Genomic DNA, 12,632 nt, shown 5'->3' on the forward strand with positions numbered 1-12,632 from the left:
GGTGGTCCGCACATGTTCGACCGACTGCGCAGACTGTTCCGGCCGGACGGGCGCGAGCCGGGCACGTCCGCCGGGAAGCCCGAGACGACTGCCTCGGGCGCCGGGACACGGGCGGCGCACGAGCGTGAGGCACGGCGTACGCACAATCTCTTCGAGGCGGCCGCGACCTATGTGTCGGCCTGCGCCGAGGACGACCAGGAGCAGCAGGAGGAGGCCGCGGGGTGGGTGTCGCCCGAGGCGCTCTCCTTCGGCGTCAACGAGCTCGCCTGCCGTGCGGTCATAGCCCTCGCCCGCGAGCGCGACGAGTCGCCGCAGACCGTCGCCCGAACTCTCCTCGGCCTGCCTGCCGCCTGATGTCGGTGCGCGTCAGGTCGTAGCAGCGCAGGGCCCGGGTCACCGGGATCCCCAACTCGGCGGCGTACGAGAGGCGTTCACGGACCTCCCGTGGGGTGCGCGGGCGGTAGCCGGGGCCGCCGCAGCAGCTCTGACGGAAGCGGATCCCCGCGTTCAACACCGCGGTCAGGGCCCGCCAGCCGGCGATGTCGCGGTGCTTGGGCACGGCAAGTCCGGTGCCCGCGTCGATCAGTTCGCCACCGCACCGCGGGCAGACGTGCCCGCGTACGCGCAGGTGGTCGCGGGATTTCTTGTACCCGGCACGGCACGGGAGGCAGACGAAGCGGGAGTTGGCCATGCCGGGCAGCGTAGGTCCGCGGCAGCGCTGCGGACGAGGGATTATTTCCCGGCCAAGAGGCCTCGACGGCCGGGTTACCCACTGGTTAAGGTGCGCCGACGGACGTGACGATCGGGAGGGGTGCCATGGCCGGGACGGACGAGGCTGTCGCCGCTGACGAGGCACTGTATGTGCTGACCGCGGTGCTTTTGACGCCTGCGCAGTTCCCGAGCGTGCTCGGTGACGACTACCCGGAGGCCTGCGCGGCCCTGGATCTCGTGCCGCTCGCCGACGGGTACGGCCTGGTGCTCGGCCAGGACGGGCAGGGCGCGCGGTGGACGGTGGTCGTCGACGACGTGTCCTTGGTGGCCGTCGCCATCGCCTCCTGGGACTGCGGCATGGAGTACGACCTGTCCCCCGACGACCGCACCGTGGTCGCCGCGCTGCCCGGCTGGCCGCTCGCCCTGTCGGTCGCCGCGCCCGGCGTCCCGGCGCCGCACGACCCCGAGCCCGATCCGCAAGACGGCCGCCCGGCACTCGCACCGCCCGACACCAGCGTCTGGGGGCCTGCCCAACGGCGGCTCGGCGCGGACGAGATCGCGCTGCGGTGGGCCGCTTGGCGCGAGCAGATCGATGACGCGGATTTCACGGACTCGGGCGCCGAGGCGGAGACTGCCGCCGAGCCGGAGGACGGCGCCGGTGCCCCCGGAACCGGATCCGGCTCGGACGCGGGAGCGGATGCCACCGCGAACTCCGAGCCTCAGAGCGGCGATTCGGCCGACGACGGCGCGACGGACACGTCGGACTCGAAGGACACGACGGACGCGACGGACGCGACGGACGCGACGGGTGCGCAGGACACCGCGACCCCGGAGGGACCGGCCGGCCCCGAGGGACCGGAGAACCGGCAGAGCGCGGACGCCACCGAGAGCCCGGAGCCGGCCGAGGGCTCCGCGCAGCCCGAGCCAGAAGCCCCCAGCAGCGTGCGGCGCGTCCTCGAAGAAGCACGGGCCTACCTCGACACACCGCCGCCGCTCGGCCGCATACGCTCCGCCTTCGCCACCGAGAGCGCCCGCATCCTGCGTGCCGACGGCCCCGGCTGGTCCATGGTCGCGCGGACCGACGACATCGCCTTCCTCCTGCTCGACGAGGAGCCGGGCGAGGTCGTGCCGGTGGGGCGCGGGCCCGAGCTGCCCGGCCTGCTCGAGGCGCTGGAGAAGCTGGCCGTACGGCCTTCCTGACCGGGCCCGGCTTCAGCGGGTCGGCGCGCTCGCTGCGAGCACCGCCTCCAGCAGTCCCGGAAACCGGGTTTCGAGGTCGTCACGCCGCAGCGTGACGGCCTTGGAACGGCCCACCTTGTGCTCCCGCGTGATGCCCGATTCCCGTAGCACCCGCCAGTGATGGGTCGCCGTGGCCTTGGTGACTTCGAGCGGCAGGCTGCCGCACGTGCGCTCCTCGTCGGACGACGCGAGCTCGCGCACGATGCCCAGGCGCACCGGGTTGCCCAGCGCGGTGAGGACGTCCTCGATGAGCAGCTGGTCGCGATCGGGGTGGTACGTAGCCATGGAAACGATGGTACGACGCTTCTCGTACGATGCCCGATTTGCCCCTTCCTTGGTTCGACAGTACGGTTTCCTTCGTACCGTCGTACCGAATCGCAAGGAACCCCCATGAGCACCCCCACTCCCGTCACGATCGTCACCGCCGCCGGATCCGGCATAGGCCGGGGCATCGCCTCCCAGCTGGCCGCGGCCGGGCACACGCTGTCCCTGTTCGACATCGATGAGGCGGTACACGACCTGGCCCGCGAGCTCGGCGGCACGGCCACCCTCGGGTCGCTCACCAACCCCGCCGATCTCGCGCGGCTCGTCGACGGCACCCTGGAACGGCACGGCCGGATCGACTCGGTGATCAACGGCGCGGGCCACGCCAAGAACGATGAGCTCCTGAAGGTGACCGACCAGGACTGGCACGACGGGCTCGACATGCTGCTGCTCAGCGTCGTCCGCATGGCCCGGCTGACGACGCCGCACATGGAGCGCGCGGGCAAGGGCGCCTTCGTCAACCTCTCCTCGTACACCGCCTTCGAGCCCATGGGCCTGATCCCCGTCAACTCCAGCCTGCGCGCGGCCCTGACCAGCTTCACCAAGCTGTACGCCGACCAGCACGCGGCCAAGAACATCCGCATGAACAGCCTGATGCCGGGCTTCGTCAACAGCTGGCCCGAGGATCCGGAGTTCCTCGCAAAGATTCCCGCGGGCCGGTACGCGACCGTCGAGGAGATCGGAAAGCTCGCGGCCTTCCTCGTCTCGGACGACGCCGCCTACATCAACGGCGAGAGCATCCGCATCGACGGCGGCGCGGCCCGCTCCTTGTGAAGGACCCGCACGCCCCCGGAGCCGGGGCGTGCGGGCGGCCGGATCAGCGGCCGAGCTCCTTGCGCGTGACGCGCCGCAGCCTGCGCCGCTGCGCAGGGTCGAGCGTCAGATAGGCCGCTGCCGGCACACCGACCACGATCAGCAGGGCGATCCACCAGGGCAGCCAGATCAGCAGGATCAGGCCGACTGCCACACCTCCTGCGGCGATCTTCGCGTTCCGTGACATGTACGTCGCCTCCTCAGCGGCTGCGGCGGTCGCCGCCCTCTGTCCATGAGAACGGGTGCGCGAGCCCCCGTGGTTCCAGTGTGAACCCTGACCGGACCCTGATGTCCTGCCCTGCGGACCCTGATGCGCCCCTGAGACCGTCATCGACGCCTGCCCGACGCCGGAGACCGGAGAGACGGGCGGGCACGGGGGGTCCATCCGGCCGACGTTGGCCGGTCGACGCTTTCACGCGGCCCCGTACACCGTCTCCAGGAGGCCGTTGACGAACCCTGCGATGTCGTCGAGTCCGGCCGCGGCCTGGGTGAGGGGGCCCTCAGCCACCAGGTGCGGGAGTGCGGCGTGCAGGGCCAGCGTGACGGTGGCGGCGCGCTGCGGGGTCACGGGCAGGCCCGCGCTGCGCTGGGCGTGCTCGAAGAAGGCGAAGTCGGCAGCCGCGAAGGCGTCGAGGGGCGCCCCCAGCCACGGAGTCCGGCTCGCTTCGCGCTGTAGCTCCAGGAGGGCGAGCACCCGCACGCGGCCGGGCCCCACGACGTGCTCCAGGAGCGTGCGCAGCAGGGCGGCCAGGCCCGCCCGGTCGACGGGTGCGGGTCTGGGGATCGCCGCGTGCAGCTCGATGATGCGCTCCATGCTCGCCCGCAACAGCGCGTCCCTGGTGGGGAAGTAGTTCTTGGTGGTGCCCTGCGGCACCTCCGCTGCGGCGTCGACGGCCCGGTGCGTCAGGCCCCGGCTGCCCGATTCCGCCAGTACGTCGATGGCCGCATCACCGAGGCGAGCCCTTCTTTCTTGATTCACGTTCCCAAAACTACCTCATCCGTGGTACCACAGGTGAGGTACTTTCCGGAGGACGTCATCGAACGGGGTTGGTTCCAGTGGCTGTTGGCTATGTCGTGACCGCAGTTTTGGCCGCACTCATCACGGTGTTCTGCCTGGTGCGCATCCGAGGGCCGCAGCCGCTTTTCTACTTCAGTTACCGGCTCGGCCTGGTCTTCAACGAGATACCGCACGTCGCCCTCTACGGGCTTGCGGCATCGACGACGCTGGCGTTCGTGGAGGGCGACATCGCCACGGCCGCCGACTGGGCGGCCGTCGCTCTGGCAGCTGTTTCGGCCGCCGGTCTCGTGGTGGTGGCCCGCCGCGGGATACGGACGGCGCCGCTGGTCCGGCGCGCCCTGGACGAAGCACTCGGCGAGGGTTCGAGTACCCGTCGCCGGCCGCCGCTTGCGCGCATTCTGCTCAGGCCCTTCTTCCGTCGCCGCGGTGACGTCAAGCGGGTACGCAACCTCAGTTACGGGGACGCGGGCCGGCGCAACCTCCTCGACGTCTACCATCACCGCTCGCGCCCCGAGGGCGGCCCCGTCCTGATCCACTTCCATGGCGGCCACTTCGACCAAGGCCGGAAGGACACCCAATCGCTGCCCATGCTCTACCGGTTCGCAAGCAAGGGGTGGGTGTGCATCAGCGCCAACTACCGTCTGCAGCCCGCCTTTTCGTACCCCGACCACCTCATCGACGCGAAGAAGGTCATCGCCTGGGCACGGGAACACGCCAAGACGTACGGCGCGGATCCCGAGGCGGGTGTGTTCATCACGGGTAGTTCCGCAGGCGGGCACATGGCGTCGCTGGCCGCCCTCACCCCCAACGACCCCGCCTATCAGCCCGGGTTCGAGGAGGTGGACACCTCGGTGACCGCCGCCATCGCGCTCAACGGCTATCTCGGGGTGTACTTCGACGGCGATCCGACGACCGACCCGACGAAGCTCGCCCGGCCGGACGCACCACCGTTCCTCATCGCGCACGGCGACCTGGACGAGCTGGTGCCCATCGAGAATCCCAAGGCCCTGGTCACGGCCCTGCGCTCCGTCTCCACCTCGCCGGTCGTGTACGTCGAACTCCCGGGCGGCCACCATGCCTTCGACCTCTTCCACTCCTTCCGCTTCGAGGCGCTGATCGACGGAATCGAGGACTTCACCGCATGGGTGAGGGAGCGGAACCGGACAACCTGACGTCTGCTGCGGCCCGACAGCCAGACGATGCGCCGAGACAGGCCTAGGGCCTGTCCGGCGGATCTTCGCGGGCCCACTACGCCTGGCACGCGCCAGACGCCGCGGGCTCTTCCGCGAAGATCCGCCGGACACGCCCTAGTCGAACTCGACCCGCAGCGGCTCGCCCACCTCACGCAGGTGGCGCAGGGCCTGGCGGTAGGAGTCCACCACGCCTGTCTCGGCGTAGGAGATGCCCAGCTCCCGGCAGTGCGCGCGGACCAGCGGCTGGGCCAGGCGCAGGTGGGGGCGGGGCATGCTCGGGAAGAGATGGTGCTCGATCTGGTAGTTGAGGCCGCCGAGGAACCAGTCGGTGAGGGCCGAGCCCCGGATGTTGCGCGAGGTGAGGACCTGGCGGCGCAGATGCCCCCAGCGCTCGCTCCCGGTGTCGTGGGAGTCCGGCATCTCCATGCCCTTGTGGTTGGGCGCGAAGGCGAGGCCCAGGTGCAGCCCGAACAGGCCCTGGTGGATGAGGGCGAAGAGGAGGGCCTGGCCGACGGTCAGGGTGGTGAGGAGCAGCGTGACGTACGCGGCCAGGTGCAGCAGGAGCGTGATCCCCTCGACGGCGCGTTCGCGCGGGGCCTGCCGGCGCAGGTCCTTGAAGCCGTTCACCTTGAGGTTGAGGCCTTCGAGCAGGCACAGCGGGAAGAACAGCCAGGCCTGATGGCGGGTGAGCCAGGCCTTGAACCCGGTGCGCCCCACGGCGTGTTCGTCGGCGAAGACCAGCACGTCGGGGGCGACGTCCGGGTCCTTCTCCAGGTGGTTGGGGTTGGCGTGGTGGCGGTTGTGCTTGTCGGTCCACCAGGCCGCGCTCATCCCCAGGAGCAGATTGGCGTGGACGACGCCGATCACCCGGTTCACCCGGCGGCTGCCGGATATCTGGGAGTGGCAGGCGTCGTGGCCGATGAAGGCCGTACGCGCCGAGAAGACGCCGAGCGGGACGGCGAGGAGCAGCGCCCACCAGGAGCTGCCGATCAGCACCATCGCGGTGATGATCGCGGCGAGGGCGAGCGCGTTCACGGCGATCCCGAGCGCGTACCGGCCGGTGCGTTTCTCAAGGAGCCCCTGGCCCTTCACGGTGCGCAGGAGCGGCGCGAACTCGCTGCCGCGGGAGCCCGTACCGGCGGCCTTGGCGGGTGGGGCGGCGGGGCGGGGCTCCGCCAGTGCGGCCTGAGACATGGGGCAACTCCCGGTCCGTGTTCTCGACTTGATCGCGTATTGCTTGACCTGTCAAAACGTACGGATCCATGACCTTCCGCAACCATGGCGCCACCACCCGTATCCGCAGGGGGGTGCCACCCTGTGCAGGGTGGTGCTGGGTACACCCCTCGCACCCGACGTCGCACCCGCACGCAGAGGGGTGACACACATCACGGGCGATTCGCTCCCACGGAGGCCCTGCGCCGAGGTACCCTCGGCCGCTCCGGTCCAGTAGTCAAGTTTGAGGAATCTGCCATTCCTGTGCACAGGCTCCCTGCGGTATCCCCCTCCGAGATCTCTCAACTCGCACTCTGTTCAGCCGTTTTCCTGCCGGGCGATCCCGCACGGACGGGCCGGGTCGCGTTCTGGCGCCCGGACGGCGAGGCGCCCCCGGCCGTCGCGTCCGGCACCGCCGAAGCGCTGACCGTCGCCCTGCCCGACACCTCCGGAGCGGTCGAGCCGGTCGAGGTGCCCGCACTCGCGCTGCCCGTGCGTGAGGCGCTCGCGGTGCTCACGCGCGCGCGTGGCGTGCAGGGCGCCGCGCCGGCCGGCGCCTTCTGGGGTGCGGCGGCGCTGCTCGCGCTGCAACTTGCCGCACGCGGGCTGCTGTTGCCCGGCCTGTCCGCGACCGATCACGATGCCTGGCGGACCGGCCCGCTGGGCGCCGACGACCTGCAGCAGCTGCGCGACCTGGCCGCCGCGATGCCGCCCGCCGCGCACGCCGTGCCGCTCGCCGACGAGAGCGCCGGGCTGCGGCTGCCCGATCCCGAGCAGCTCCTGCGCCGTTTCCTCGACGCCGTCGCCGACACCCTGCCGCGCTCCCCCGCGGCTCCCCTGGCCAACGGCCATCCGGCGTTCGCGACCCGTGAGCCGCAGCGGATGCCCGAGCAGCGGGCCTGGGCCGCCGATGTGGCCGCCGGGCACGACGCGGGCGTACGCCTGTCGCTGCGCGTGGAGGTCCCGGGTCTCACACCTGACGCCGCCGAGGGTGCCGCACTGCCGTTCCGGGCCGTCCTGCAGCTGCACAGCGTCAGCGACCCCGCGCTCGTCGCCGACGCGGCCGACGTGTGGGCCGAATCCGGCCCGGCCGCACGCTCGTTCGGGCCGCGCAGCCGGCTGGACGCCCTGCTCGCGCTGCGCCGTGCCGCCCGCGCCTGGGCGCCGCTCGCACCGCTCCTTTCCGCCTCGGTGCCGGATGTCGTCGAGCTCGCGGACGAGGAGGTCGCCGAGCTGCTCGGTGAGGCCTCGCGCACCCTCGCGACCGTGGGTGTCGCTGTGCACTGGCCGAAGGAGCTGGCCCGGAAGCTCACCGCGCGTGCCGTCATCGGCCCGCCCGAGGCCCTCCGCGACGCGGCCGGCGACCCGATCGACGACAAGGAGGACGGCGGTTTCGCCGCGAAGGCGGCCTCCGACAGCCCGTCGTTCCTGTCGGCGGACGCCCTGCTCGCCTTCAACTGGAAGTTCGCGCTCGGCGGCCAACAGCTGACCCGCGCGGAACTCGACCAGCTCGCCGAGTCGAATCGCCCCCTGGTGCGGCTGCGTGATCAGTGGGTGCTCATCGACCCCGACGAGGCCCGCCTCGCGCAGGCCCAGGAGGACCGCAAGGTCACCCCGATCGACGCCCTGGGCGCCGTCCTCACGGGCTCCGCGGAGGTCGCGGGCCGCCGTGTCGAGGTCACGCCCACGGGCTGGCTGGCGAACCTGCGCGGCCGCCTCGCGAACCCCGAGGGGGACACCTCGGTCCCGCAGCCTGCCGCGCTCACCGCGACGCTGCGCGACTACCAGCTGCGCGGCCTCAACTGGCTGTCCACGATGACCTCGCTCGGCCTCGGCGGCTGCCTCGCCGACGACATGGGCCTCGGCAAGACCATCACCCTGATCGCCCTCCACCTGCACCGCCAGACCGAGGAAGCCTCCGCCGGCCCCACCCTGGTGGTCTGCCCGACCTCCCTCATGGGCAACTGGCAGCGCGAGATCGAGAAGTTCGCGCCCGGCACCCCCGTGCGCCGCTTCCACGGCGCCTCGCGCAGCCTCGACGACCTGGCCGCGGGCGAGTTCGTGCTCACCACGTACGGCACGATGCGCCTGGACGCGGCCCAACTGGCCACCGTCACCTGGGGGATGGTCGTCACCGACGAGGCGCAGCACATCAAGAACCCCTACTCGGCGACCGCCAAGGAGCTGCGCACGATCGACGCCCGCGCGCGCGTGGCGCTCACCGGCACCCCCGTGGAGAACAATCTCTCCGAGCTGTGGGCGATCCTCGACTGGACCACCCCGGGGCTCCTCGGCAAGCTCGGCACCTTCCGCAGCCGTTACGCGAAGGCCGTCGAGGGCGGCAAGGACCCGGCCGCCGCCGAGCGTCTGTCCGCACTCGTACGCCCCTTCCTGCTGCGGCGCCGCAAGTCGGACCCCGGCATCGCGCCCGAGCTGCCGCCGAAGACCGAGACGGACCGCGCGGTCTCCCTCACCAAGGAGCAGGCGGGCCTGTACGAGGCCGTGGTGCGCGAGACGATGGAGGCGATCGCCGCCGCCGACGGCATGGAGCGACGCGGCCTGATCGTCAAGCTGCTCACCGGCCTGAAGCAGATCTGCAACCACCCGGCGCAGTACCTCAAGGAGGACCGCCCGCAGATCGTCGGCCGCTCCGGGAAGCTGGAGCTCCTGGACGAGCTGCTCGACACGATCCTCGCCGAGGACGGACGCGTCCTGGTCTTCACGCAGTACGTGCAGATGGCGCGGCTCATCGAGCGGCATCTGGCCAAGCGCGGCGTGGCCACCCAGTTCCTGCACGGCGGCACGCCGATCCAGCGGCGCGAGGAGATGGTGAACCGCTTCCAGGACGGTGAAGTCCCGGTCTTCCTGCTGTCGTTGAAGGCGGCCGGCACCGGTCTGAACCTGACCCGCGCGGAACACGTCGTGCACTACGACCGCTGGTGGAACCCCGCCGTCGAGGCGCAGGCCACCGACCGCGCGTACCGCATCGGCCAGACCCAGCCGGTGCAGGTCCACCGGCTGATCGCGGAGGGCACCATCGAGGACCGCATCGCCGCGATGCTGGAGCGCAAGCGGGAGCTCGCGGACTCCGTCCTCGGCTCCGGCGAGGCCGCGCTCACCGAGCTGACCGACGCCGAGCTGGCCGACCTGGTCGAGCTGCGCGGAGGTGCCCGATGAGCGACGCGTACGACGACGTGGACGAGACCCGAGAAGCCCGACAATCGCAGGAGGCCCACGACTTGCCCCAATCGCCCGAGAACGAGCGCACCTTCTCCGCACTGCCGCCCGCGCACGGCCGCGGTCTCGCCACCACCTGGTGGGGTCAGTCCTGGCTGAAGGCGCTGGAGGACACGGCGCTCGACAACCAGCAGACGAAGGCGGGCCGCCGCCTCGCGCGGGCGGGTGCGGTCGGCGCCGTGTCGGTGCGGCCGGGGCGGATCACGGCAGTGGTGGAGGACCGGGGGCGCAGCGCGTTCCGCTCCGACGTGCTGCTGCAGCGCCTTTCGGACGACGAGTGGGACCGGTTCCTCGACATGGCCGTCGAGCGCGCCGGGCACATCGCGGCGCTCCTGGACCGGGAGATGCCGCCGCACCTGGTCGAGGACGCGGCGGCCGCGGGCGTCGAACTCCTGCCGGGCATAGGCGACCTGGAGCCCGAGTGCACCTGTGAGGCGTGGGACCACTGCGCGCACACCGCCGCGCTCTGCTACCAGGTGGCGCGCCTGCTCGACCAGGATCCCTTCGTGCTGCTCCTGATGCGCGGGCGCGGTGAGCGGGAGCTGCTCGACGAGTTGCAGGTACGCAGTGTCTCGCGGGCCGCGCCCGACGAGTCGGCCCCCGAGGAGGCGGAGGACGCCCCGGTGGGCGTGGCCGCCGACGAGGCGTACGCGACCGGCGCCATCCTGCCCCCGCTGCCCGCTCCCCCGCCGCTGCCGCAGGCGCCCGGCACCCCGCCGGCCCTGGACACCGAGACCGAGCCCGCCGCGGGCCTCGACGTCGGGGCGCTGGAGTTCCTGGCCGCACGGGCCGCCGCGGAGGCGCACCGGCTGCTCGCCGAGGCGCTGGCTCCCGGGCACGAAGGGCAGCCCCTCGACGCGGAGTTGACCGAGCAGCAGGACGCGGTACGGCTCGCGGCGACCGAGGCCGATGCGGCGGCGGACCCGGCCGTTCTGGCACGCCTCGCGTCCGGCACGGGCCGGGACCGTGAGGGGCTGCAGCTGGCCGTGCGGGCCTGGGAGTTCGGCGGGGCGCCCGCCCTGTGCGTACTCGAAGAGGAGTGGGCGGTGCAGGGCGACGCGTCGGCACGCGCGCGTGCCGCACTGGATGCGGCCTGGGACGAGGACGAGCGGCCGCCGCTGAAGGCCGCCCGCAATCGCTGGACGGTCGTCGGCACCGACGCCCAGCTGCGGCTCGGCCAGGACGGACGCTGGTGGCCCTACCGCAAGGAGCGCGGCCGCTGGGCCCCGGCGGGCCCGGCGGCGCAGGACCCGGCCGCGGCGCTGGCCGCGGTCACCGGGGGCGAATGACCGCGACGCACCGGAGGACCCACCCTCCGTACGGACATAGCAGGCATACACCCCAACGTGCCAGAAGACAGCCGTAGTTGAAGTCGGCGCCTCCCCTTCCCAAGGAGGCGCCGACTTCGCGTCTCCTGGCGTTCACCTGACGGCCGCCCGGCGTTGGGCTGGACCTTCGAAGGTGACTGCGCAGCCATACGTACGTGTCACAGGAGGCCCGAATGTCCCCGCACGCCCCGCACCGGCGGTCCGCTCTGCAGCGGCGCAGCATCCGCCGTTCCGTCGCCGTCGGTGTGCCGGTCGCCGTGCTCGCCGCGATCGCGGTGGCCGGAACCGCGACCGGCGTGCAGGCCCCTGCCACCGCCGCCCCCGAGGTGACCGGCAGCGCGACCCTGCCGGACCTGCCGCTCGCTCGGTTCAGCAACGAGCTGCTGCCCGGCACGGTCGCCGACGACCGGGGCGTCGACCTGGGCGGCATCGGCAGCGATCTGTACCCGGCCGGCCGCAAGGGCGAGTTCTGGACGGTGACCGACCGCGGCCCCAACGGCCAGATCAAGGTCGACGGCAAGAAGCGCCGCACCTTCCCGGTGCCGGGCTTCGATCCGGCGATCGTGAAGATCCGGGTTTCCGGCGACCGCGTGAAGGTGCTCGACGCGCTCCCGATCACCACGGCGAGCGGCAAGGCGGTCACCGGCCTGCCCAACCAGGAGGGCCGCGACGAGGCGCCGTACACCTATGACGCCCGGACCCCGCTCACGTACGACCCGAACGGCCTCGACACCGAGGGCATCGTGCGGGCCCACGACGGGAGCTTCTGGCTCGTCGACGAGTACGGCCCCTCCCTGGTGCATGTCTCCGCGCGCGGCAAGGTGCTCACCCGGTACGTGCCCGAGGGCCTGAAGCTGACCGGCGCGGACTACCCCGTGGTCGAGGCGCTGCCCGGCGTGCTGCTGCACCGCAAGACCAACCGCGGCTTCGAGGGCCTGGCCCAACTGCCTGGCGGCGACCTGGTGATGGCGGTGCAGAGCCCGCTGTCGCTGCCCGACCAGGACGCGGGCGAGGCCTCGCGGACGGCGCGGCTGCTGCGGTTCTCACCGCGCAAGGAGCAGGTGACCGCGGAGTACGCGTACCGCTTCGACCCGGTGGACTTGGTCGACCCGAGCGAGGACGACACGTCCGAGCTGAAGATCTCCTCCGTGGTGGCCATCGGCGACGACACCCTGCTCGTGCAGGAGCGCACCGACAAGGCGGCCCGGCTGCAGCGCGTACGCCTTGACCGGAAGGCGAACATCCTCGGTGGGGCCTGGGACGACCCCGCCACCTCCCCCGCCCTGGAGCAGCTCGATGACCCGGCCGGGCAGGGCGTGCCCGTCCTCAAGAAGCGCCTGGTCGTCGACCTGGGCGCGGTGAAGGGCGTGCCCGGGAAGATCGAGGGCGTCGCGCTCGCAGGCCGCAACACCCTGGCCCTGATCAACGACAACGACTTCGGCATGAGCGACGGGCCCGAGGCCTTCGACGCCGACGGCCGGCTCGTGGACAGCGGCCTGGAGACCTCCGTGACGCACGTGAAGGTCCCCAAGGGCTGGTGAGTACGGACCGCCGGGC

12 protein-coding genes are annotated in these 12,632 nt (G+C 72.0%); 7 read left to right on the forward strand and 5 right to left on the reverse strand.

Going from position 1 to position 12,632, the window contains the following annotated elements; genetic code table 11:
• Window positions 1-12 precede the first annotated feature (12 nt).
• Window positions 13-354, forward strand: coding sequence for a hypothetical protein (locus OG430_RS07165; RefSeq protein ID WP_327351574.1), 342 nt, complete (start codon window positions 13-15; stop codon window positions 352-354).
• Here the strand turns inward: OG430_RS07165 and OG430_RS07170 are convergent.
• Entirely contained in the window at window positions 278-691 is a 414-nt protein-coding gene (locus tag OG430_RS07170; protein WP_327351575.1) for a deoxyxylulose-5-phosphate synthase, read from the reverse strand. The two genes, OG430_RS07165 and OG430_RS07170, sit on opposite strands and share 77 nt — an antisense overlap.
• Window positions 692-816: 125 nt before the next feature.
• On the opposite strand from OG430_RS07170, the gene OG430_RS07175 reads away from it, so the two are divergent.
• On the forward strand, window positions 817-1,911 hold the full coding sequence (locus OG430_RS07175; protein ID WP_327358985.1) for a hypothetical protein: 1,095 nt from the start codon (window positions 817-819) through the stop codon (window positions 1,909-1,911).
• A 12-nt stretch (window positions 1,912-1,923) separates the two neighbouring features.
• On the opposite strand, the gene OG430_RS07180 is transcribed toward OG430_RS07175, so the two are convergent.
• Window positions 1,924-2,235: an ArsR/SmtB family transcription factor gene (locus OG430_RS07180; RefSeq protein ID WP_327351576.1), complete on the reverse strand. Its 312-nt coding sequence runs from the start codon at window positions 2,233-2,235 to the stop codon at window positions 1,924-1,926.
• A gap of 105 nt (window positions 2,236-2,340) precedes the next feature.
• On the opposite strand from OG430_RS07180, the gene OG430_RS07185 reads away from it, so the two are divergent.
• Window positions 2,341-3,048, forward strand: coding sequence for an SDR family oxidoreductase (locus OG430_RS07185; RefSeq protein ID WP_327351577.1), 708 nt, complete (start codon window positions 2,341-2,343; stop codon window positions 3,046-3,048).
• A 43-nt stretch (window positions 3,049-3,091) separates the two neighbouring features.
• On the opposite strand, the gene OG430_RS07190 is transcribed toward OG430_RS07185, so the two are convergent.
• Both OG430_RS07190 and OG430_RS07195 read right to left on the reverse strand, forming a co-directional pair.
• On the reverse strand, window positions 3,092-3,274 hold the full coding sequence (locus OG430_RS07190) for a hypothetical protein (protein ID WP_327351578.1): 183 nt from the start codon (window positions 3,272-3,274) through the stop codon (window positions 3,092-3,094).
• Window positions 3,275-3,499: 225 nt separating this feature from the next.
• The gene (locus tag OG430_RS07195; protein ID WP_327351579.1) at window positions 3,500-4,066 is read right to left on the reverse strand and encodes a TetR/AcrR family transcriptional regulator; all 567 of its coding nucleotides are present in this window, start codon (window positions 4,064-4,066) and stop codon (window positions 3,500-3,502) included.
• Between the two features lie 95 nt (window positions 4,067-4,161).
• On the opposite strand from OG430_RS07195, the gene OG430_RS07200 reads away from it, so the two are divergent.
• On the forward strand, window positions 4,162-5,277 hold the full coding sequence (locus OG430_RS07200; RefSeq protein WP_327351580.1) for an alpha/beta hydrolase: 1,116 nt from the start codon (window positions 4,162-4,164) through the stop codon (window positions 5,275-5,277).
• Between the two features lie 135 nt (window positions 5,278-5,412).
• Here OG430_RS07200 and OG430_RS07205 read toward each other — a convergent pair whose 3' ends face one another.
• Window positions 5,413-6,492, reverse strand: a complete 1,080-nt coding sequence (locus OG430_RS07205) for an acyl-CoA desaturase (protein ID WP_327351581.1) — start codon at window positions 6,490-6,492, stop codon at window positions 5,413-5,415.
• Between the two features lie 282 nt (window positions 6,493-6,774).
• Between OG430_RS07205 and OG430_RS07210 the strand changes: the two genes are divergently transcribed.
• The 3 genes from OG430_RS07210 (at window position 6,775) to OG430_RS07220 (ending at window position 12,616) form a co-directional block, all read left to right on the forward strand.
• Window positions 6,775-9,687, forward strand: coding sequence for a DEAD/DEAH box helicase (locus OG430_RS07210; RefSeq protein ID WP_327351582.1), 2,913 nt, complete (start codon window positions 6,775-6,777; stop codon window positions 9,685-9,687).
• Window positions 9,684-11,036 carry an SWIM zinc finger family protein gene (locus OG430_RS07215; protein ID WP_327351583.1) on the forward strand — a complete coding sequence of 451 codons (1,353 nt, stop codon included), beginning with the start codon at window positions 9,684-9,686 and terminating at the stop codon, window positions 11,034-11,036. Before OG430_RS07210 ends, OG430_RS07215 begins: the two co-directional genes overlap by 4 nt.
• Before the next feature lie 212 nt (window positions 11,037-11,248).
• Window positions 11,249-12,616 (forward strand): esterase-like activity of phytase family protein, encoded by a 1,368-nt coding sequence (locus OG430_RS07220; protein WP_327351584.1) that lies wholly within the window; start codon window positions 11,249-11,251, stop codon window positions 12,614-12,616.
• Window positions 12,617-12,632 lie beyond the last annotated feature (16 nt).

Origin of the sequence: Streptomyces sp. NBC_01304, assembly GCF_035975855.1 — a bacterium.
GTDB lineage: Bacteria > Actinomycetota > Actinomycetes > Streptomycetales > Streptomycetaceae > Streptomyces.

What these genes read in the sequence shown, in the direction of transcription:
- OG430_RS07165 (WP_327351574.1), top strand. Translation starts at nt 13, where the DNA reads ATGTTCGACCGACTGCGCAGACTGTTCCGGCCGGACGGGCGCGAGCCG.
- OG430_RS07170 (WP_327351575.1), bottom strand. Translation starts at nt 691, where the DNA reads ATGGCCAACTCCCGCTTCGTCTGCCTCCCGTGCCGTGCCGGGTACAAG.
- OG430_RS07175 (WP_327358985.1), top strand. Translation starts at nt 817, where the DNA reads ATGGCCGGGACGGACGAGGCTGTCGCCGCTGACGAGGCACTGTATGTG.
- OG430_RS07180 (WP_327351576.1), bottom strand. Translation starts at nt 2,235, where the DNA reads ATGGCTACGTACCACCCCGATCGCGACCAGCTGCTCATCGAGGACGTC.
- OG430_RS07185 (WP_327351577.1), top strand. Translation starts at nt 2,341, where the DNA reads ATGAGCACCCCCACTCCCGTCACGATCGTCACCGCCGCCGGATCCGGC.
- OG430_RS07190 (WP_327351578.1), bottom strand. Translation starts at nt 3,274, where the DNA reads ATGTCACGGAACGCGAAGATCGCCGCAGGAGGTGTGGCAGTCGGCCTG.
- OG430_RS07205 (WP_327351581.1), bottom strand. Translation starts at nt 6,492, where the DNA reads ATGTCTCAGGCCGCACTGGCGGAGCCCCGCCCCGCCGCCCCACCCGCC.
- OG430_RS07215 (WP_327351583.1), top strand. Translation starts at nt 9,684, where the DNA reads ATGAGCGACGCGTACGACGACGTGGACGAGACCCGAGAAGCCCGACAA.
- OG430_RS07220 (WP_327351584.1), top strand. Translation starts at nt 11,249, where the DNA reads ATGTCCCCGCACGCCCCGCACCGGCGGTCCGCTCTGCAGCGGCGCAGC.